Genomic DNA, 20,520 nt, shown 5'->3' on the forward strand with positions numbered 1-20,520 from the left:
AACCTAGTGTGGAAGACCCTTTGCCATGTTGAAATTTTCGGCTCACGAGTACCCTTATCCGTCGCAACGCCAGAGCGTGTTTGCCCAACGCGGCATGGTCGCGGCGTCCCAACCGCTGGCTGCGCAGGCCGGTATCGAGATCATGCAACAGGGCGGCAACGCCATCGACGCCGCCATCGCCACGGCGGCCGCGTTGACGGTGGTCGAGCCCACTGGCTGCGGCCTGGGCGGTGACGCGTTCGCGTTGGTCTGGTGCAAGGGCCAGTTGCATGGCCTGAACGGCAACGGCCATGCACCGGCGGCCTTGAGTGTCGAGGCGGTCAAGGCTGCGGGGCATGAACAGATGCCGCTGTATGGCTGGACCCCCGTCACAGTGCCCGGTTGCCCATCAGCCTGGGCCGAGTTGTCGCAACGATTCGGCAAGCTGCCGTTTGCCGAGTTGCTGCAACCGGCCATCCGCCTGGCACGGGACGGTTTTCCGCTGTCGCCGGTGGTTGCCCATCAATGGCAGATCGCCCTGGATGAATTCAGCCCCCATCGCGACCCGGTGCTGGATGCCTGGTTCGCCACCTTCTTGATCGACGGCCGCGCGCCTCGGGCCGGGGAGCTGTTCCGCAACCCAGCCCAGGCCCGCACCCTTGAAGAACTCGCTGAAACCCGCTGCGAAAGCCTGTATCGCGGCGCTCTCGCCGAGCGCCTGGATGCCCACTCCCGGGCCAGCGGCGGCTACTTGCGCGCCAGCGACCTCAAGGATTACCGCGCGCAGTGGGTGGAGCCGATCCACGTCAACTACCGTGGCGTCGACGTCTGGGAAATCCCCCCCAGCGGCCAGGGCCTCGTCGCCCTGATGGCGCTGAAAATCCTCGAAGGCTTCAGCTTCGATCACCGCGACAGCCAACAGACCTGGCACCGCCAACTGGAAGCCATGAAGCTCGCCTACAGCGACGGCCTGCACTACATCACCGACCCGCTGCACATGCGCGTGGCCGTTGCGGATTTGTTGAGCGACGACTACAGCAGCCGCCGCCGCGCGCAGATCGGCGAACAGGCCCAGCCGCCCAAACCCGGCGACCCCCACGCCAGCGGCACGGTGTACCTGGCCACGGCGGACGCCGAAGGCAACATGGTCTCGTTCATCCAGAGCAACTACCACGGCTTCGGCTCCGGCGTGGTGCTGCCCGACAGCGGCATCGCCCTGCAGAACCGTGGGCAGGAATTCAGCCTCGACCCCACCCACGCCAACTGCCTGGCGCCGGGCAAGAAAACCTTCCACACCATCATCCCCGGCTTCCTCACCAAAGACGGCCAGGCCCTTGGCCCGTTCGGCGTGATGGGTGGCTACATGCAGCCCCAGGGCCATGTGCAGATGGTGATGAACCTGGTGGATTTCGGCCTCAACCCGCAAGCCGCCCTGGACGCGCCGCGCTGGCAATGGCTGGGCGAGATGAAGGTCGGCATCGAGCAAGGCGCCTCGCGCGACCTGGCCAACGCCCTGGCGCGCCGCGGCCACCAAGTGCAAATCGCCAGCGACCTCACCGACTACGGCCGCGGGCAAATCATCCTGCGCGACCCGGTCAGCGGCGTATTGTGCGGCGGCACAGAGCCGCGAGCGGACTCCCATATCGCCGTGTGGTGAGGACGATTTTGCCTTGTGGACCCCGTCAACACAGTTGCTCCCACATTTTGACCTGTGAACCCGGTTAATTGTGGGAGCTGGCTTGTCGGGTCGCCGCATCGCTGCGAAAGCGGCGGCACAGGCAATATTCCCGCTGCCTGACCCACCGCCTTCGCAGCCTCGCTAAAGCTCGACAACTCCCACAGGGGATTGGGTTTACAGGCTGTGTCAGGTGTACACCGCTCAAAATGTGGGAGCTGGCTTGTCGGGTCGCCGCATCGCTGCGAAAGCGGCGGCACAGGCAACATTCCCGCTGCCTGACCCACCGCCATCGCAGCCTCGCTAAAGCTCGACAACTCCCACAGGGGATTGGGTTTACAGGCTGTGTCAGGTGTACACCGTTCAAAATGCGGGAGCTGGCTTGCCTGCGATAGCGGTGGGTCAGGCAGCATTTCCGCTGCCTGACCCACCGCCTTCGTAGCCTCGCTAAAGCTCGACAACTCCCACAGGGGATTGGGTTTACAGGCTGTGTCAGGTGTACATCGTTCAAAATGTGGGAGCTGGCTTGTCGGGTCGCCGCATCGCTGCGAAGGCGCCAGCCCAGGCAACATCGCACCCAGCCTTGCACCCGTACACCAGAACACTTGGGATAGTATTGGCGCCCAAGTCGTCACCGCTCTCCAAATCGAGGCTGTGTTCGACATCCCCCCTCACCTTGTCGAGCGCGCCCCCCGATGGCCAAACCCGCATCTTCCACGCTGGACCTGGACGGTTTCGACTGGTCGATCCTGGCCCTGGTCCAGCATGACAACGCTGTGCCCCTGCGTACCCTGGCCGAAAAGGTCAACCTCTCCACCGCCGCCGTGCAGCGGCGGATCAAGCGTCTGGAAGAGGGCGGGGTGATCATCGCGAATGTCGCGGTGGTCGACCCGGCCAAAGCCGGCAAGCCGATCACCATCATTGCCGAGGTTTCCGTGGAGCGCACCAGCGCCGAAGCGCTGGCGGCGACCAAAGCCAGCTTCTGCGTACCCCAGGTGCAGCAGTGTTACTACGTCACCGGCGAGGCGGATTTCGTGCTGGTGCTCAACGTGGCGAGTATGCAGGAATACCAGGACCTCGCCGGGCAGCTGTTTGCCGAGAACCCCAATGTGAAGTGGTTCAAGACCCTGGTCGCGCTGGATCGGGTCAAGGTTGGCTTGCAGGTGCCGGCGTAACGCTGGCGGGCGGATAGTCGGTGTAACCCCGCGTCGGGTTGCCGTCGATGCCGTAGAACGTGGCGCGATCACCTTCGGCCAGCGGCCAGTCGTGCTGCATGCGCTCCACCAGGTCCGGGTTGGCAATGAAGGGGCGCCCGAATGCCACCAGATCCAGATCGCCTTTTGCCAAGACCGCTTCGGCCAAGGCGCGCGTGAAACCGCCCGCCGCGATCAGCGTGCCCTGATAAGCCTGGCGCCATTGCGTGGCAAACCCGGCGGGAATCGCTTCGGCGCCAATCGTCAGTTGATCGCTCAAATGCACATAAGCGAGGCTGCGCGTATTCAGTGCCTCGGCGAGGCTTAGCCAAGCCTCGGCTTCTTGCGCGTACGGGTGCATATCAAACAGCCGACCGAACGGCGAAAGGCGCACGCCGACCTGCGCGCTGCCAATCTCGGCGGCCAACGCATCAAGGGTTTCCAGCAGGAAGCGCTGGCGATTGGCGATGGAACCACCGTATTCGTCGGTGCGGGTGTTCAGCGCGCCGTTGTGGAACTGTTCGAACAAATAGCCATTGGCACCGTGCAATTCGACGCCGTCGAAACCGGCGTCCATCGCGCGGCGTGCGGCGCTGACAAAGTCGGCTGTCACGCGCCGTACTTCATCGGCCTCAAGGGCTCGCGGCATACTGGCCTGCACCGGCCCCGGCTGGTCTTCAGCGACCCACGCATAAGCATTCGACCGCGCGGCAGTCACCGCCACCGACGACACCGGCGCACCGCCATCAGGCTGAATCGACACATGGGAGACGCGCCCCACATGCCACAACTGCGCGAACATCTTGCCGCCCTTGGCATGCACCGCATCGGTGACCCGGCGCCAGCCTTGGACTTGCGCATCGTTGTACAGCCCAGGGTTGAACAGGTAACCGCAGCCCTCGCGGGAAATCGGTGCGCCTTCGCTGATGATCAACCCGGCGCTGGCGCGTTGCGCGTAGTACAGCACCGTGTGTTCATCCGGGATGTCGTCCAGCGCACGGGCGCGGGTCATCGGCGCCATCACCACGCGGTTGGCCAGCGTGGTGCCGGTAAGGTTGTAGGGTTGGAACAGGTTGCTCATGGAAATTCTCCGCAAGTGACGAAGGTTCAGGACGCCTGTGGCCACACCACGTCCAGGCGTGTGCTGCTGATCAACCACTCTCCCTGCACGCGGCGGTATTCATCGACGTACACGCCGAGCAGCAGCAATGGGCTGTCCCCGGTCGGGCGCTGGGTGACGAAGTCGGTCAGGTAGCAACGGCCTTCGGCGCGGTCCTCGTCGAGGATCTCGATCCAGTGGTTGGACACGGCATGCAAGAACGGATAACGGCCGCGTTGCTGCGTATCAAAGTCGCGAAAGGCCTGGGACAGCCCGGCCTTTATCGCTTCGCGGCCGGTCCAGCCCGCTCTGGCGACGTGGCACACCGCGTCTGCGGTAAACAATTGCGCCAGCGCGTCCATGTCGTAGGTATCGAGGTGATGGCAGTAGCGCAGGCGCAGGGTGCGAATGGCTTCCAGGGTGACGAGACGGTTCAGATCGGCGTGCATGGGACCTCGCTGGGGTGGTCATTGAACAATGATGACCAGCTTATTCCAGCGTGGCGGTTGGATTAATCCCCGATAAATACGCTCAGTTGATCCTGGCAGGATAGAATCCAGGCTTTCCCAGACGGAGGCGCCCATGGACACCCTGCAATTCGACGGCATCCCCGAATTTATCCTCGCGGCGCAACTGGGCAGCTTCACCGCTGCAGCCTTGCAGTTGGGCGTGACCAGCTCGGCCGTGGGCAAAAGCGTGAGCCGCCTGGAGAAACGCCTGGGGATCAAGTTGCTGCACCGCACCACGCGCAAGTTGAGCCTGACCCATGAAGGCGAGGTGTACCTGGCCAGTTGCCTGCGGGTCATGGAGGAATTGCGCGGGGTCGAAGGCAGCTTCTTGAGCGGCGTCGCCGAACCCAAGGGGCGTTTGCGCATCGACCTGCCCGCAGCGTTCGGCCGCCGGCATATCGCGCCGATGCTGATTACGCTGGCCCGGCGTTATGCCCAACTGGACCTGACCATAACTTTCGGCGAGCGCAAAGTGGACATGGTCAACGAAGGCATCGACCTGGCGGTACGCATCGGCGACCTGCGCGACGACCCGGAACTGGTCGCCCGGCGCCTGGGCGAGCAACGCCTGGTGATCTGCGCCGCGCCGCAGTATCTACAAGCGGCTGCGCCATTGCACAGCAAGACCGACCTGTTGGCGCACGACTGCATCATTGGCTGGCGCAGCGGGCTGCGTAAGACCTGGCTGTTGACGAATGCCAAGGGGGCGGTGGAAGAGCAGGAAGTGCGGGTGCGCCATGAGTTCGGCGACGGCGACGTGATGCTGCGGGCGACGCTCGACGGCGCCGGCTTGTGCCAATTGCCCACCTGGCTGGTGGCCGAGCACCTGCGCAGCGGCGCGTTGGTCACGGTGCTCGACGACTGTGCGGGAGCGACCATGCCGATTCACGTGATCTGGCCGCACACCCGTTATGTGCAACCCAAAGTGCGGGTGGTGGTGGACGCGCTGCTGGCCATGGCCGAGCAACACTGCGAGGTATTTGGCGGGCGCTGAAAAATAATGCCAATCACCTGTCCCTTTTTTTCTCGTCGGCGGTCATTCCAGGTAAGTACACATTATCGAGAGCTTGCGCCAATGCCCGTAGTCCGCCCCTTGCTGAAACTGAGCCTGCTGCTGAGCCTCAGCGCCAGCCCGTTATTTGCCACCGTCAGCTACGCCGACGACGCCCGCCGCAGTTACCAGGTGCCGGCCGGCAGCCTGAGTGCGGCGCTGACCCGGTTTGCCGGGTTGGCGGGAGTCAACCTGTCGGTGGACCCGGCGCTGGTCAGCGGCCGCAGTAGCAGCGGCCTGGCCGGTGAATATGGCGTGGAGGAGGGCTTCGCGCGGCTGCTGCAAGGCTCCGGCCTGCAACTGCAAGCCATGGGCGAGCACGCCTATATGCTCATACCTGCACCGGATGGCAGCACGTTGGAGCTGGCGCCAACCTCGATCCTCGGCACCACCGGCCTGTACGACGGCGACACCTACGCCGGCGGCCAAGTGGCACGCCGTGGCGCCCAGGGCATGCTGGGCACGCGGGACTTTATGGAAACCCCGTTCAGCATCACCACCTACACCGCCGACGCGGTGAAAAACCAGCAGGCGCGCACCCTCGGCGAACTGATCGCCAGCGACCCTTCGGTCCGCGCCACCAACCCGGCCGGTGGGCGATATGAACAGTTCACCATTCGCGGGTTCAGCCTGTTCAACAGTGATGTGTCCTATAACGGCCTCTACGGCGTGCTGCCGACCTACACCATCGATATGGAAATGGCCGATCGCGTCGATATCTTCAAAGGCCCGACCCAGTTGATCAACGGCATCTCGCCCCGTGGCAGCGTGGGCGGCGGGATCAACGTGGTGCCCAAGCGCGCCACCGACAAGGACATCACCTCATTCACCGGCACCTGGGCCTCGGAAAGCCAAGCGGGCGGGGCGGTGGATGTGGGCCGACGTTTTGGCGAAGACAACAAGTTCGGCATCCGCTTCAACGGCGTGAAGCAGGCCGGCAATACCGCCTGGGATCACCAGAGCGTCGATCGCGAAATGGCCGTGCTCGGCCTGGATTTTCGCGGCGAACGCCTGCGCCTTTCCACCGACATCGGCCACACCGAACGCGACACCGACGCACCCCAGGAGCGTGTCCAGGTGGCCGCCGCCGCACCCGTACCGAAGGCCAGCGACGTGCGTCGCAACTATGCGCAAGCCTGGAGCAAGGCGCGCACCAACGACACCTTCGGCACCTTCAACGGCGAGTACGATCTCAGCGACAACGTGATGCTCTACGGCGGCGTCGGCGTGCGTAAAAGCAACCACGACTTCCTGCGCCATGCCGTCTCCGTCAGCAACGCCGCCGGCGATTTCAGGGTGCAGCCCCGCGACTTTACCCGCGATGAAAACGTGCGCACCTATACGGCGGGCGTGCGCAACTGGTTCCACACCGGGCCGGTGAGCCATGAGGTCAACCTGGCGGCCAGCTATTTCGACATGGACTTCACCAACGGCGGCGCGCGTTATGGCGAGTCGTCGAGCAACCTCTACAACCCGGTGCAAACCCCAACGCCATCCGTTGCTACGCGCCAGGACGCCAAGGTCTACACCGAAAACAAATTCAGCGCCGTGGCCCTGTCCGACACCCTCGGCTTCTTCGACGACCGCCTGCTGCTGACCCTCGGCGCACGCTGGCAGCGGGTCAAGGTGGATGACTGGAGCAATGGCATCAAAGGCAAGACCGCCTACGACGAAGAAAAACTCTCGCCCTCCGGCGGCCTGCTGTTCAAGGCCACCGACCGGCTGTCGCTGTACGCCAACTACATGGAAGGCCTGAGCCAAGGCAAGATCGCACCGACCACCTCAAGCAACAGCGACGAAATCTTCCCGCCGTTCATCAGCCGCCAGGTTGAAGTCGGCGCCAAGTACGACGCCGGCGCCTTCGCCGTGACGGCGGCGGTGTTCCGCATCAAGCAACCCGCCTATGAAACCAACGCCACCACAAGACTGTTCGGGCCCAACGGCAAGCGCGAGAACGCCGGCGCAGAATTGAGTGTGTTCGGCGAACCGCTCAAGGGTGTGCGTTTGCTCGGCGGCGTGATGTACATCGACAGCAAACTCAAAGACACCACCAACGGCACCTGGGACGGCAACCGCGCCCCGGCCACGCCCAAATACAACGTCAACCTCGGCGCCGAATGGGACGTGCCGGGCCTGGAAGGCGTAACCCTGACCAGCCGTGGCATCCATTCCAGCTCGCAGTACCTGGACCAGTCCAACGTCAAGGAAATCGACGCCTGGAACCGTATCGACGTGGGCGCACGGTATGCGTTCAAGGTGGATGACAAGCACGTGACCTTGCGCGCGAACGTGGAGAACGTCGCGGATAAACGCTACTGGAGCTCGGCCGGTGCGTCGGATGACAGCGAGCCGGGGCTGACGTTGGCAACACCACGCACCTACCTGCTGTCGGCCACCGTCGATTTCTAGATTTGTACCGATGATCGTTCCCACGCTCCGCGTGGGAATGCATCCCGTGACGCTCTGCGTCACACAAGCGGACGCAGAGCGTCCAAATTGGCATTCCCACGCGGAGCGTGGGAACGATCAATGAGAATGTTTTTTGATCACACCGCCCTGATATGGAATAGTACCCGCCGTTTTCCCAGGCCTGTCTAGCCTGGGTGTTTCAACGCCGAGGTCCTCTTCATGCGAATGCTGCGCTCCATCCCCACCATTGCCGCCTGCCTCTTGGCGTTTTCTTCAAGCGTACTCAGCGCTGCGCCCATCGACCTCAATGACGGCCAACATACCGTGCATCTGCCGGATGCGCCCAAGCGCGTGGTGGTGCTGGAGTTCTCCTTTCTCGACAGCCTTGCCGCCGTTGCCGTGACACCCGTGGGCGCCGCCGATGATGGCGACGCCAACCGCGTGTTGCCCCGTGTGCGCCAGGCCATCGGCCAGTGGCAGTCCGTGGGCCTGCGCTCGCAGCCGAGCATCGAGGAAATTGCCCGGCTCAAGCCGGACCTGATCGTCGCCGACCTCAACCGCCACCAGGCGTTGTACAGCGACCTGTCGAGCATCGCGCCGACGCTGCTGTTGCCGTCGCGCGGTGAGGATTACCAGGGCAGCCTGAAATCCGCCGAGCTGATCGGCAAGGCGCTGGGCAAGAGCGCAGAGATGGAAGCGCGTATCCAGCAGAACCGCGAAAACCTCAAGGCCATTGCGCAACAAATCCCCGCCGGCGCCAGCGTGCTGTTTGGCGTCGCCCGTGAAGACAGCTTTTCCGTGCACGGCCCGGACTCCTACGCCGGCAGCGTGCTGCAAGCCATCGGCCTGAAAGTGCCGTCGGTGCGTGCCAACGCGGCGCCCACTGAGTTCGTCAGCCTGGAACAATTACTGGCCCTCGACCCCGGCTGGTTGCTGGTGGGCCATTACCGTCGCCCTAGCATCGTCGATAGCTGGAGCAAACAGCCGTTGTGGCAAGTGCTTGGCGCTGTGCGCAATCAGCACGTCGCTGAAGTGGACGGCGACAGCTGGGCGCGCAACCGTGGGGTGCTGGCGTCGGAGCAGATCGCCGAAGACGCCTTGGCGATTCTCAAAGGCGGCAAAGCCGTATTGAGTCAATAAGCGTGCAGCGCAGTTTCGCGGCGGCGGGCATCGTGCTGCTGGGCGCCGTGTTGTTCTGGTACTCGCTGTACAGCTGGTCGCCGTTCACGATTACGGCGACGGACGCGTGGAATGGCTTGGTCCATCAGGGCAGCGTCGGCGGCAATATGGCCTACATCGTCGCCCAACTGCGGGTGCCGCGTGCGGTGTGTGCGGCGTTGGTCGGTGCCTGCCTGGGCTTGGCCGGGGCGCTGATGCAGGGCATCACGCGCAATCGCCTGGCCTCGCCTTCCTTGTTTGGCGTGACGGCCGGCGCGGCGTTGGGTTTGGCGTTGTTCTCGACGGGTCTGGTTGCACCGCCGTTTGCCGGTGGCGCGTTGTTGATGACCTGTCTGGGCGGCGCGTTGGCCTGGGTCACGGTGTTCAGCCTCGGCGGCGCCTGGTCGCCGACCACCGCCCAAGGCCGCCTGGTATTGGCCGGCGTGGCCGTCGCGGCGTTGTGCGCGGCCTTGACCCGGCTCACGGTGATCCTGGTCGAGGCCCAGGCGCAAAGCGTGCTCAACTGGCTGGCCGGTTCGCTGGCCAACGTCGGCGCCGCGCAAGTGCAATTGCTCTGGCCGTGCACCTTGATCGGCGGCCTGTGGGCGCTGTGGTGTGCGCCCCGGCTGAACCTGATCAACCTCGGCGAAGACGCCGCGCGCTCCCTGGGCGTGGGCATCGCCAGCCTGCGTTTGCAGGTGTTTGTCGCCAGCCTGTTGCTGGTGGGCGCGAGTGTCTGCGCGGTGGGGCCGATTGGTTTTGTCGGGCTGATCGCACCGAATATCCTGCGCCAGTTCCTCGGCAATGATTACCGTTGGCTGATCCCGCTGAGTGCCGCATTGGGCGCGGTGATCGTGCTCGGCGCCGACCTGCTCAGCCGTGCGGTGGCCTTCCCGGTGGAAACCCCGGCGGGCGTGGTCACCGCGTTGATCGGCGCGCCGTTCTTCCTCTTTCTTGCCAGGCGCGCCCTATGATCCGCCCAACCTTGCGCCTGTGGCTGCTGCTCGGCCTGTTGCTGTTGGCGGCTTTTGTCAGCCTCAGCGCCGGCACCTTGTGGCTCAAGCCCGCCATCGTGTTGGAGCGCCTGCTGGCCCACGACGCCCTCGACTTTGAAGTGTGGAACCACCGCCTGCCGCGCAGCCTGATCGCGATCCTTGCCGGTGCCGCCTTCGGCCTGGCCGGGGCGATTGTGCAGGGGGTGATCCGCAACCCGCTGGCCTCGCCGGAAATCCTCGGCGTGACCCAGGGCGCCGGGCTGGCGCTGACCGTGGCGATCATCAGCTGGCCGCAGTTGCCGATTGCCTGGCTGCCGCTGGTGGCGTGCCTGGGCGGGGCGGGCGGCGCGTTGCTGTTGGCGCTGTACAACACCGGGGTGAGTTTTTCCGGGGTGCGTTTTGCGCTGTCCGGGGTGGCGATTGCGGTGACCTTGTCCAGCGTCACCGAGTTCCTGATCCTGTCCCACCCGCTGGATATCAACACCGCGCTGCTTGCCCTCACCGGCAGCCTGTGGAGCCGCAACTGGCACCATGTGGCGTTGGTGTTGCCGTTCCTTGTATTGATCCCGCTGGGCCTGTGCCTGGCCAAGCCGCTGAACCTGATCGCCCTTGGCGACGAAGCGGCCCACAGCCTGGGCACTGCGCTGAACCGCACGCGCTGGCTGGCGATGGCCTGCGCCGTGCTGTTGACCAGCCTGGGCGTGGGGGTGATCGGGCCGATTGGTTTTATTGGCCTGGTCTCGCCGCACATGGCGCGCAGGCTGGTGGGCGGGCACCACCAATTTTTGCTGCCGGCGGCGATGCTGATTGGCGCGTTGCTGCTGGTGCTGGCGGACACGCTGGGACGCACCTTGATCGCCCCCAGCGAAATCCCCGCCGGCGTGCTCACGGCGGTGATTGGCGCGCCGTATTTTCTTTGGTTGCTGGCACGGTTCAAGGGCTGATCACATGAGTATTCTGCAGGCACACCAGCTCGATATCGGTTACGGCGCCACGCGCATCGTGCAAGGGCTGTCGTTCACGCCGCCGGCGGGCAAGGTCACGGCGCTGATCGGCCCCAATGGCTGCGGCAAGTCCACGTTGCTCAAGGCGTTTGCGCGCATTCTCAAGCCAACCCAGGGCGAGCTGACCCTGGATGGCCAGGCCTACGCCAGCCTTTCCGCACGCCAACTGGCGCGGCAGATCGCGTTTTTGCCGCAAGTATTGCCGGTGCCGGAAGGGGTCAGCGTGCGCCAGTTGGTTGCCTATGGCCGCAGCCCGCACAACTCGCTGTGGGGGCGGCTGAGTGGCAACGATCAGTCCCATGTGACCCAGGCTATGCAGCGCCTGGAACTCGACGTTTTGGCAGATCGCGCGTTGGCGGATTTGTCCGGCGGCCAGCGCCAGCGCGCGTGGCTGGCGATGGTGTTGGCGCAAAACGCGCCGGTGGTGTTGCTGGATGAACCGACCACCTACCTCGATATCAGTCATCAGGTTGAGTTGCTGGACTTGATGGGGGAATTGGCCGCCGAAGGTAAGACCGTGATTACGGTGCTGCACGATATCAACCAGGCTTGCCGGTATGCTGATCACTTGGCGGTGATGCATGGCGGGAAGTTGGTGACCGATGGGGCGCCGGGGGAGGTGATCAGTGCTGAGCTGATGCGGCAGGTGTTTGATGTGCAGGTTCAGGTGATGCAGGAACCGATTGCTGGCACTCCCATGTGTCTGATCGAAAAAAGCACCCGCCCTCAAGCCTGACGCGGTCAGAAAATGTGGGAGCGGGCTTGCTCGCGAAAGCGGTGGATCAGTTAAAGCATCTTTGACTGACACCCCGCATTCGCGAGCAAGCCCGCTCCCACACTTAGATCTCAGTTGGCTTCTGATCTCCACACGGCCTTGTTGACGTCGATGGCTTTGGGTAGCAGGTGGTTTTGGTAGAACAGGTCGGCGGTTGCCTGCTGCGCCTGGATGATCTTCTCGTCAATCGGCAAGATCGGCGAAGGCGGGCGATTGTCCATGTACCGCGCAATCACCTCGGCAGGCAGCCCCATAAAACCGGTCAGCACCTTCAAGCTGTCTTCCCGCTGGCTGCGGGTCAGCGCTTCAGCGCTGCTGAGTTCACCGAGCAGATCGTGGACAAAGGCGCCGTTAGCCTTGGCGTATTCGCGCCGCGCGGTGTATACCGGCCCCGACAAGCCCAAGCCTTCACCGTTGGCCAGCACATGGCTCGGGCTCTGGCTCAGCGCCAGCGACGAATAGGGTTCCCAGATCGCCCAGGCATCCACGCTGCCGCGTTCAAACGCCGCCCGCGCATCGGCCGGTGGCAGGTACACCGGCTGGATGTCCTGGTAGCTCAGCCCGGCCTTGTTCAGTGCGCGCAGGATCAGGTTGTGGGAGCTGGAGCCTTTCTGGAACGCGACTTTCTTGCCCTTGAGGTCTGCCACTGAGTGCAGCGGGCTGTCGTTGCGCACCAGGATGGTTTCGGCGCTGGGCTTGGGCGGTTCGGCGCCGATGTAGACCAGGTCTGCGCCTGCCGCTTGGGCGAACAGCGGTGGGATATCACCGGTGGAGCCCACATCCAGCGCGCCGACGTTGAGGGCTTCGAGCATCTGCGGGCCAGCGGGGAATTCGATCCACTTCACGTCAGTCTGCGGGAAGCGCTTTTCCAGCAGGCCATGCTCCTTGGCCAATACCAGGGCGATGGAGCCTTTCTGGTAGCCGATGCGCAGGGAGGCGGGGTCGGCGGCAAGGGCGGTTTGCGTCACGGCCAGCAAGGCCAATGCCAGTGCACGAATCTTCATGGACGGTCCTTTTTAAAGCGGCTTTCGGGGCGCGCCAAACCGAGGTTGTCACGCAAGGTGGAGCCGCTGTATTCGTTGCGGAACAAGCCACGCCGTTGCAGCTCGGGCACCACCCACTGGGCGAAATCCTCCAGCCCACCGGGCAGGTGCGGTACCAGGATATTGAAGCCATCGGCGGCGCCGTTTTCGAACCAGCGTTGCAGCTCGTCGGCGATCTGCTCCGGCGTGCCGATCAGGCTGTAGTGCCCGCGGCCACCGGCAATTTTTCGACCCAGTTGGGCCAGCGTGAGGTTCTCGCGAAGCGCCAAATCACTGAGCAACTGCTGACGGCTGCGCTGGCCGCTGTCAGTCAGTGGCAACTCTGGCAACGGCCCGTCCAGCGGGTAGCCGGACAGGTCGAAGTTACCGAGCATGCGCCCAAGCAGCGCGACGCCGACTTCGGGCTCAACCAAATCCTGAAACGCCTCGAACTTCGCCTGCGCCTCAGCCTCGGTTTGCCCGACCACCACAAACACGCCAGGCATGATTTTCAACGAGTCCGCTTCCCGTCCGTACTGCGCAAGACGACCCTTGAGGTCGGCATAAAACCCCTGGGCATTCTCCAGCGACGTCTGCGCGGTAAACACCACCTCGGCGGTTTGCGCCGCCAGATCGCGACCGGCCTCGGACGAGCCCGCCTGCACAATCACCGGTTGGCCCTGGGGCGAGCGCGCGACGTTCAGCGGGCCCTTGACGCGAAAGTGTTCGCCCACGTGATCGAGCACGTGCACCTTCGCCGGGTCGTAGTAGTTGCCGCTGGCCTTGTCGCGCACAAAGGCGTCGTCCTCCCAGCTGTCCCACAAGCCGGTCACCACCTGATGAAACTCACGGGCGCGGCTGTAGCGTTCGCCGTGGCCGAGGTGCTCATCACGGCCGAAGTTCTGCGCCTCGGCGGCGGCGTCCGAGGTCACCAGGTTCCAGCCGGCGCGCCCGCCGGACAGGTGATCCAGCGAGGCGAATTTGCGCGCCACATGGTAGGGCTCGTTGTAGGTCGTGGTGGCGGTGGCGATCAGGCCGATGTGCTCCGTCACTGCACTCAACGCCGAGAGCAAGGTCAGCGGCTCGAAGTGATCCGAACGCGCCATATGGCTGGCGATCTCGCCAGTGGCCGCCGCCACGCTGTCCGCCACGAACAGCGCATCGAACCTGGCCGCTTCGGCGACCCGCGCCAGGTGCTTGTACTGGGCGAAATCCAGCCCGGCATTCGCCGGTACATCAGGGTGACGCCAGGCGGCGACATGGTGCCCGGTGGCCATGAGGAAGGCGCCGAGTTTCAGTTGACGGCTCATGCTAGAAATCCTTGCGCAGTTGCACGCCGAAGTAACGTTCATCGTCACGGGGTACGGCGCGGTAGATGTAGTTGCCGCCGCTGGCCAGCATCGGCGAGTAGGACTTGTCGGCGAGGTTCTTCGCCAGCAACGCCACGCGCCAGCCATTGCTGTAGTCGGCCAGGGCCACGCTGGCGTTCCAGATGCCGTAGGCGCCTTGCTTGGTGTCGAGGTTCTGGCTGATGTCGTACTGCACTTCGCTCTGCCAGCTGTAGTCGGTGCCCAGTTCGATATCCAGGCCGTTATCCAGGGGGATGCTGTAGTCGGCGCGTACGTAGCTTTTCCAGTCCGGGCTGTACGGCAGCGGCTTGCCATTCACGTTGCAGGTTGCTGCTGCGCCGGCGGGGCAGGCGAATTCGTCGATGCGTGCGCGGGTGTAGGCCAGGGCACCGGAAAGCTTGAGTTGCTGGGTGGCCTGCAAGGCGTAATCCAGCTCGACGCCTTCGCTGCTGACGCTGCCGGCGTTGATCAAGCGGGTCACGACCTGGCCGGCGACGGTGTCGAAAAAGTTCGCCTGGTAGTTGTCGTAATCGCTGTGGAACACCGCGAGGTTGGTGGTCAGGCGGTTGTTCCAGGCGGTGGCCTTGATCCCGGCTTCCCAGGTGTTGGAGGTCTCGGGCTTGAGCGCGTCGGTGTCGCGCGGCTGCATATTGAAGAACACGTTGTAGGCCGGGCCTTTGTAGCCGCGCGAGTAGGTCAGGTAGCTGGTGACGTTATCGCTGATGTCGTACTGAACGCCGAGGCGGCCGGACCAGCCGTCCTCATCCACCGACCCCGAACTGGACGTGGCCGGTTGAATCCCGCTGACCGTGGTGGCCGAGGTGGAGACGCGGCGGTGATCGTATTTCAGGTCGTCGTGGGTGTAGCGCAAGCCGGCGATGCCGCGAAAGCGTGAAGTGAAGTTCAGCGTGGTCTCGCCGAACACCGCATAGCTGTCGTTGGTGGTGCTGTAGTCGGCGATGCCACGGTCGGTGCGCGTGGTGGTCGTGAGGGTGCGCTGGTAGGTTTCTTCGTCCTTGCCGTGCATGTAGAACAGGCCGCCGACGTACTCCAGGAACTCACCTTTGGGCGAAGCCAGGCGCAGTTCCTGGGAGTACTGGTTGAACTCCAGTTGGCCCTTGTCGGCAGTGCCGGGGAATGCGGCGGTCACGTTGCCCAGGCGGTCGCCGTCCTGGTACTGGGTGTTGTCCCAGCCGCGCCAGGCGGTGATCGAGGTCAGGGTGTAGTCGCCGAGGTTCCAGTCCAGCTGGGCCGACAGGCCTTTGTTGGTGTCTTCCACATGGCTGCGGGTGTCGGTGTTGATGTCGCGGTTGTCGCTGGAGGCGCGCACAGGGCCCAGGGCGTTGGTGAACGCCGGGGTCAGGGACTTGCTTACCACGCCGTTGGGCGCGTCGTCGTGGGACTGCATGTAGTCGGCGATCAGGGTCAGCTTCACGTCTTCATTGGGGGTGAACTCCAACTTGCCGCGAATGCCCTTGTGGTTGTAGCCGTTGACCTCTTGGCCGTTGTGCTGGTTGTCGACGTTGCCGTCATAGCTGCCGAACAGCGTGCTGATCGAACCCTTGAGCACATCCGGTACCAGGCTGCCGCCGATGCCGAAGCGGGTGCGGCTTTCGTTGCCGCTGTAGTAGGACTGGTCGATATAGCCGTGGGTCTCGGCGGTCGGCGCCTTGCTGGTGATATTGAGCACGCCGGCCGAAGCGTTCTTGCCGAACAGCGTGCCTTGCGGGCCGCGCAGCACTTCGATGCGTTCCAGGTCGAGCAGGTCGAGGGTGGCCTGGCCGGGGCGGGCGTAGACCACGCCGTCGATCACCGTGGCCACCGTCGGCTCCACGCCGGGGGAGGTGGAGATGGTGCCAACGCCGCGCACAAACAGCGAGGTGTCCTTGTTGGAGGCGCCGGTGCGAAAGTTCAGCGACGGCACTTGTTGCGCGATGCTGGCGACGCCGTTGCGGTTGTCGCGTTCCAGCTGTTCGCCGTCGAGCACAGAGACCGCCACCGGGACTTTTTGCAGGGATTCTTCACGGCGGGTGGCCGTGACGGTCACGGATTTGAGCGTCGGCTCCTGCTCATCGGCTGCAAAGGCGGGCAGGGCAGTCAGCCCGGCCAGGATCAATAACGTTGTGCGTTGGAAGTTGTGCATGCTGTGCCCGCTCGAAAAAAATGCCCTGAACCGTTGCCGTTCTGCGACGGCAACGCCTGTGAATTCGTCTCTGGCATTCGCTCGAGCGAGTAGCAGACAAAGCGCTTTGTTAGCGCTAACATCGGCATTATTGGTGGGACTGGTTTAGATCGTCAAATACTGAAAAATTAGTCCTATATGCCTTTTGGTTTCTAACAGGATTTTCCCGTGAGCGAAGACAAACCGCGCAAACGTCGTGGCGCCGGGCGCGTCACCCTCAACACCGTGGCGCGCCAGGCCGGGGTGTCGGCGATTACCGTGTCGCGTTACTTCAACCAGCCGGAGCAGGTCTCACCCGAGCGTCGCGAGCGCATTGCCCAAGTGGTGGCCGAGCTGGGCTACGTGCCCAACCTGGTGGCTGGCGGTTTGGCCTCGGCACGCGGGCGGATCGTGGCGATGGTGATCCCGAACATCTCCGGGCCGATCTTTGCCGACACCATCCAGGGCTTCAGCGACACCCTCAGCCAGCATGGGTATCAGCTGTTGTTGGCATCGAGTTACTTCAGTGCCGAGCAGGAAGAAAGTGCGGTGCGCGCCTTTCTCGGCTGGTCGCCGGCGGCGTTGGTGCTGACCAGTCGCTTCCACAGCGCGGCCACCGAGAAGATGATCGCCGACGCCGATATCCCGGTGGTGGAAACCTGGGACTACGTGCCCGAACGCGAGCCTTTGCAGATCGGATTTTCCCACTACGAAGTGGGCGTCACGGCCGCGCGTTACCTGCATGGCCAGGGTTATCGGCGCATCGCCTTCGTGCAGAACAGTGCGGCGGGGGATTTCAGTGCAATGGAGCGCGGTGACGGGTTCGCCGCGACCTTAAGCGAATTGGGCGTGCAGCCCTGGACCTTCGCGCCGGACGCAGGTTGTGCGCCCTTCGAAGCCGGCAAGCAGGCGATGGACGCGTTGATGAGCCACCCCACGCCACCCGACGCGATCTTCTTCGCCAATGACAACCTCGCCGCCGGCGGCTTGCTGGCGGGGCAACGTGGCGGGCTGAACATTCCGCAAGATTGCGCGGTGCTTGGTTTCGGCGATTACCCCTTCGCGCACATGCTGCTGCCGAGCCTCAGCACCATCAAGCCACCGGCGTTGCAAATCGGTGTGTTGGCGGCCACGCGGGTATTGGAAAGTCTCGGGGTATTGCCGGTGGAAGAGGAGGTACAGCGCTTGAATTTGCTGGAGTGCCGTCTGATCTCGCGGGAAAGTGCCTGAGGGCCTCAAATACGGGAACGATCAATGTGGGAGCGGGCTTGTGTGGGAGCGGCGGTGCGACGATTCGACTTGCTCGCGAAGGCGGCGTGCCAGCCACCGAATTTGTCGACTGACCCACCGCCTTCGCGAGCAAGCCCGCTCCCACATTTGGATCTTCATACAATAGAGACATTATTTATATGAATAAAATCATAAGAAAATAATGAAATCCAAGAATATTAGCTTAGACCAAAACAGCATTATATTTTCAAAACCCATTCCGTTATGTTTGATCGCAACAGCCTACCCCTGACCATGGATGGTACCCATCGTGATTCAGATTCTGCTCCCATAACCGGGTAATCATGCCCGCAGCAGAATCGTTGGAAGGGAACTCAACGTATGTTGCCGATACAACCCCCGCACGCACCTTAGCCGCAAATCGCCGCCACACCCCCCAAAAAACGAGCACCGCGCACGACCGCGTGATTGCCCGACTTCGCGATTTGAATATGCAGGCATGGCTATGAAGCAAGCGTTAACCCCCACCGCCGTACTGGCACTGGCCATGTTGGCCAACACCGCCCAGGCCCAGGACGACAGCACCCTCTCGACCGTCGTCGTCACCGGTAACCGAGGCGCCGAACAGCGCACCGTCACCAGCAGCCCGGTGCCGATCGACGTGGTCAGCGCCAAGCAATTGCAGAGCACCGGCAAGCCCGGTTTGATGGAAGCCCTCAGCGCGGTGATCCCGTCGCTGACCCTGCCGGAAAAAACCGGTTGGGACGCCAGCGGCATTGCCCGTGCCCCCAACCTGCGGGGCCTGAGCGCCGCCGAAGTGCTGGTGCTGGTCAACGGCAAGCGCCGCCACACCAGTGCGACCTTGAACATCAACGGCATCAACACCGGCGCGGCGCCGGCTGACCTGGACCTGATCCCCATCAGCGCCATCGACCATGTGGAAGTGCTGCGCGATGGCGCCGCCGCCCAATACGGCTCCGACGCCATCGCCGGGGTGATCAACGTGATCCTCAAGGCCGATACCAGCGGCACCTCGGTGACCAACGCCGGCCTTGGCTACGACGGCAAGAAACAGACCGTGCAACAAAGCCTCAACAAAGGCTTCGAAATCGGCAACGGCGGCATCGTGCAACTGGCGCTCGACGCGCGCAGCCAGAACGATGACAACAAGGCCAGCGCCAACGGCTACACCTACGCCCAGGCCTACGAGCAGGCCGGTCGCTCGACGTACGGCGGCTACGGCACACCGAAGACCAACCTGCTGACCCTGGGCTACAACGCCGAACTGCCGGTGGACGACAACTTCAGCCTGTATTCCTTCACCACCTATTCGCGGCGCAAGGCCGAGCAGGGCCAGAACTTCCGCCTGCCGACCATCACCAACACCATCACCACCGGCCCCAACGGCTACCCCGGCGGCTACACGCCGACCTGGTTTATCGACGAAGACGACTTCCAGGCCGCCTTCGGTGGCAAAGGCACCGTCGGCGAGTGGGACTGGGATTTGTCCACCACCTACGGGCGCAATGACGCGGAGCAGGGCACCACCCACAACCAGAACCCGTCCCTGGGCGAAGCCACGCCGAACCACTTCACCTCCGGCACATGGATTTCCACCGAGCTGACCACCAACCTCGACTTCAAGCGCGGCTTTGATATCGGCCTGCAAAAACCGCTGGACCTGAGCTACGGCTTCGAACACCGGCGCGACACCTATGAGGTGCAGGCCGGTGACTATGAGTCCTACGCCAACGGCGGCTACTGCAAGGCGCCGGGCAATTGCGCCTCAAGCGGGGCGCAGGTCACCAACGGTATTTCGCCGGACGAAGAAGCCACCGCCTCGCGCAACAGCCTGGCCAGTTATGTGGACGTGGGCTTCAACCCTGTACCGGACTGGTACGTGGGCACCGCCTTCCGTTACGAGCACTACAACCAGGGCGTCGGCGCCACCCGCAGCGGCAAGCTGACCACCCGTTATGACTTCACCCCGCAATTCGCCGTGCGTGCCACGGTGAGCAACGGCTTCCGCGCGCCGTCCCTGGCCAACAGCCTGTTCAGTGCGCGTTCCACCACTTATGGCGTGGTGGACGGCGTGTACCAGTCGATCAACTACGGCGTGCTGCCGGTGGGGTCGGGCGCCGCCCAGGCCCTCGGCGCCCAGGAATTGAAACCCGAGCGCTCGACCAACTTCAGCCTTGGTTTCACCCTCACGCCCACCGACCGCCTGAGCTTCACCGCCGACGCCTACGTGATCAACCTGCGCGACCGCATCACCCTCACCGGCACCTTGCTCGGCCCCGAGATCACCCAGGTGCTGCAAGGCAATGGCATCACTTCGACGTCCGGCGGCCAGTACTTCATCAACGGCGCCGACACCCGCACCAAGGGCCTGGACCTGGTCAGCAACTACAGCCAGGACCTCGGCGAATACGGCGCGCTGAAGTGGACCGCCGCGTTCAACTGGAATCAGACCAAGATCCTCAACTACAAGGAATCCACGACGATCCTCGGCACGGCCTATGACCTGATGGATCGCCAGGCGCGCAACCTGATCACCGGCGTGCAGCCGAGCACCAAGCTGATCCTCGGCGGCGACTGGAGCATCGACCGCTTCAACCTCAACCTGGCCCTGACCCGCTACGGCTCCTACAAGGAGGTCAATGTCTCTGCCGACCGCAGCCTGGACCGAGTCTACGCGGCCAAATGGATCACCGACCTGGACCTTGGCTACAACCTCACCAAAGACCTCAACGTCGCCATCGGCGCCAAGAATCTGTTCGACGTCTACCCGAAAAAACAAGGTGTACCGAGCAGCACCATGGTCAGCAGCTACGGCACCTATTCGCCCTTCGGTTTTACCGGCGGTTACTACTACACCCGGCTGACTTACGCCTTCTAAGGCCACAACCCG

At 63.7% G+C, this 20,520-nt stretch carries 15 protein-coding genes; 10 read left to right on the forward strand and 5 right to left on the reverse strand.

Features of this window, described 5'->3' with window-relative positions; translation table 11 throughout:
- Window positions 1-25: 25 nt before the first annotated feature.
- Together ACZRMO_RS17810 and ACZRMO_RS17815 are read left to right on the forward strand one after the other, a co-directional pair.
- On the forward strand, window positions 26-1,636 hold the full coding sequence (locus ACZRMO_RS17810) for a gamma-glutamyltransferase family protein (RefSeq protein WP_463973665.1): 1,611 nt from the start codon (window positions 26-28) through the stop codon (window positions 1,634-1,636).
- Between the two features lie 713 nt (window positions 1,637-2,349).
- The gene (locus tag ACZRMO_RS17815) at window positions 2,350-2,829 is read left to right on the forward strand and encodes an Lrp/AsnC family transcriptional regulator (protein ID WP_124525700.1); all 480 of its coding nucleotides are present in this window, start codon (window positions 2,350-2,352) and stop codon (window positions 2,827-2,829) included.
- Here ACZRMO_RS17815 and ACZRMO_RS17820 read toward each other — a convergent pair.
- Complete coding sequence (locus tag ACZRMO_RS17820) at window positions 2,801-3,928, reverse strand: alkene reductase (RefSeq protein ID WP_463973666.1); 1,128 nt, start codon at window positions 3,926-3,928, stop codon at window positions 2,801-2,803. The genes ACZRMO_RS17815 and ACZRMO_RS17820 overlap by 29 nt on opposite strands.
- 26 nt (window positions 3,929-3,954) lie before the next feature.
- Window positions 3,955-4,395 carry a nuclear transport factor 2 family protein gene (locus ACZRMO_RS17825; protein ID WP_463973667.1) on the reverse strand — a complete coding sequence of 147 codons (441 nt, stop codon included), beginning with the start codon at window positions 4,393-4,395 and terminating at the stop codon, window positions 3,955-3,957.
- Window positions 4,396-4,528: 133 nt separating this feature from the next.
- Here ACZRMO_RS17825 and ACZRMO_RS17830 point away from each other — a divergent pair, with 133 nt between their 5' ends.
- The 6 genes from ACZRMO_RS17830 to fecE all read left to right on the forward strand — a co-directional run bounded on the left by ACZRMO_RS17830 (window position 4,529) and on the right by fecE (window position 11,808).
- Window positions 4,529-5,449, forward strand: coding sequence for a LysR family transcriptional regulator (locus ACZRMO_RS17830; RefSeq protein WP_463973668.1), 921 nt, complete (start codon window positions 4,529-4,531; stop codon window positions 5,447-5,449).
- An 81-nt stretch (window positions 5,450-5,530) separates the two neighbouring features.
- Window positions 5,531-7,915 carry a TonB-dependent siderophore receptor gene (locus tag ACZRMO_RS17835; protein WP_463973669.1) on the forward strand — a complete coding sequence of 795 codons (2,385 nt, stop codon included), beginning with the start codon at window positions 5,531-5,533 and terminating at the stop codon, window positions 7,913-7,915.
- 225 nt (window positions 7,916-8,140) lie between these two features.
- On the forward strand, window positions 8,141-9,055 hold the full coding sequence (locus ACZRMO_RS17840) for a Fe(3+) dicitrate ABC transporter substrate-binding protein FecB (protein WP_463973732.1): 915 nt from the start codon (window positions 8,141-8,143) through the stop codon (window positions 9,053-9,055).
- Window positions 9,056-9,057: 2 nt separating this feature from the next.
- The gene (gene fecC / locus ACZRMO_RS17845; protein ID WP_463973670.1) at window positions 9,058-10,047 is read left to right on the forward strand and encodes an iron-dicitrate ABC transporter permease FecC; all 990 of its coding nucleotides are present in this window, start codon (window positions 9,058-9,060) and stop codon (window positions 10,045-10,047) included.
- Complete coding sequence (locus tag ACZRMO_RS17850; RefSeq protein ID WP_463973671.1) at window positions 10,044-11,012, forward strand: iron chelate uptake ABC transporter family permease subunit; 969 nt, start codon at window positions 10,044-10,046, stop codon at window positions 11,010-11,012. The genes fecC and ACZRMO_RS17850 overlap by 4 nt, the downstream gene beginning before the upstream one ends.
- A 4-nt stretch (window positions 11,013-11,016) precedes the next feature.
- Window positions 11,017-11,808 carry a Fe(3+) dicitrate ABC transporter ATP-binding protein FecE gene (fecE, locus tag ACZRMO_RS17855; protein ID WP_463973672.1) on the forward strand — a complete coding sequence of 264 codons (792 nt, stop codon included), beginning with the start codon at window positions 11,017-11,019 and terminating at the stop codon, window positions 11,806-11,808.
- 110 nt (window positions 11,809-11,918) lie between these two features.
- Here fecE and ACZRMO_RS17860 read toward each other — a convergent pair whose 3' ends face one another.
- Genes ACZRMO_RS17860 through ACZRMO_RS17870 form a run of 3 tightly spaced genes read right to left on the reverse strand, consistent with a single transcriptional unit; the run spans window position 11,919 to window position 16,361 of the window.
- Complete coding sequence (locus ACZRMO_RS17860; protein WP_463973673.1) at window positions 11,919-12,851, reverse strand: aliphatic sulfonate ABC transporter substrate-binding protein; 933 nt, start codon at window positions 12,849-12,851, stop codon at window positions 11,919-11,921.
- Complete coding sequence (locus ACZRMO_RS17865) at window positions 12,848-14,179, reverse strand: LLM class flavin-dependent oxidoreductase (RefSeq protein WP_463973674.1); 1,332 nt, start codon at window positions 14,177-14,179, stop codon at window positions 12,848-12,850. The genes ACZRMO_RS17860 and ACZRMO_RS17865 overlap by 4 nt, the downstream gene beginning before the upstream one ends.
- 1 nt (window position 14,180) lies before the next feature.
- On the reverse strand, window positions 14,181-16,361 hold the full coding sequence (locus ACZRMO_RS17870; protein WP_463973675.1) for a TonB-dependent receptor: 2,181 nt from the start codon (window positions 16,359-16,361) through the stop codon (window positions 14,181-14,183).
- 207 nt (window positions 16,362-16,568) lie between these two features.
- Here ACZRMO_RS17870 and ACZRMO_RS17875 point away from each other — a divergent pair, with 207 nt between their 5' ends.
- Window positions 16,569-17,609, forward strand: coding sequence for a LacI family DNA-binding transcriptional regulator (locus ACZRMO_RS17875; RefSeq protein ID WP_463973676.1), 1,041 nt, complete (start codon window positions 16,569-16,571; stop codon window positions 17,607-17,609).
- 505 nt (window positions 17,610-18,114) lie between these two features.
- Window positions 18,115-20,508 (forward strand): TonB-dependent receptor plug domain-containing protein, encoded by a 2,394-nt coding sequence (locus ACZRMO_RS17880; RefSeq protein WP_463973677.1) that lies wholly within the window; start codon window positions 18,115-18,117, stop codon window positions 20,506-20,508.
- Window positions 20,509-20,520 lie beyond the last annotated feature (12 nt).

It is taken from the genome of Pseudomonas sp. B611 (assembly GCF_055407965.1).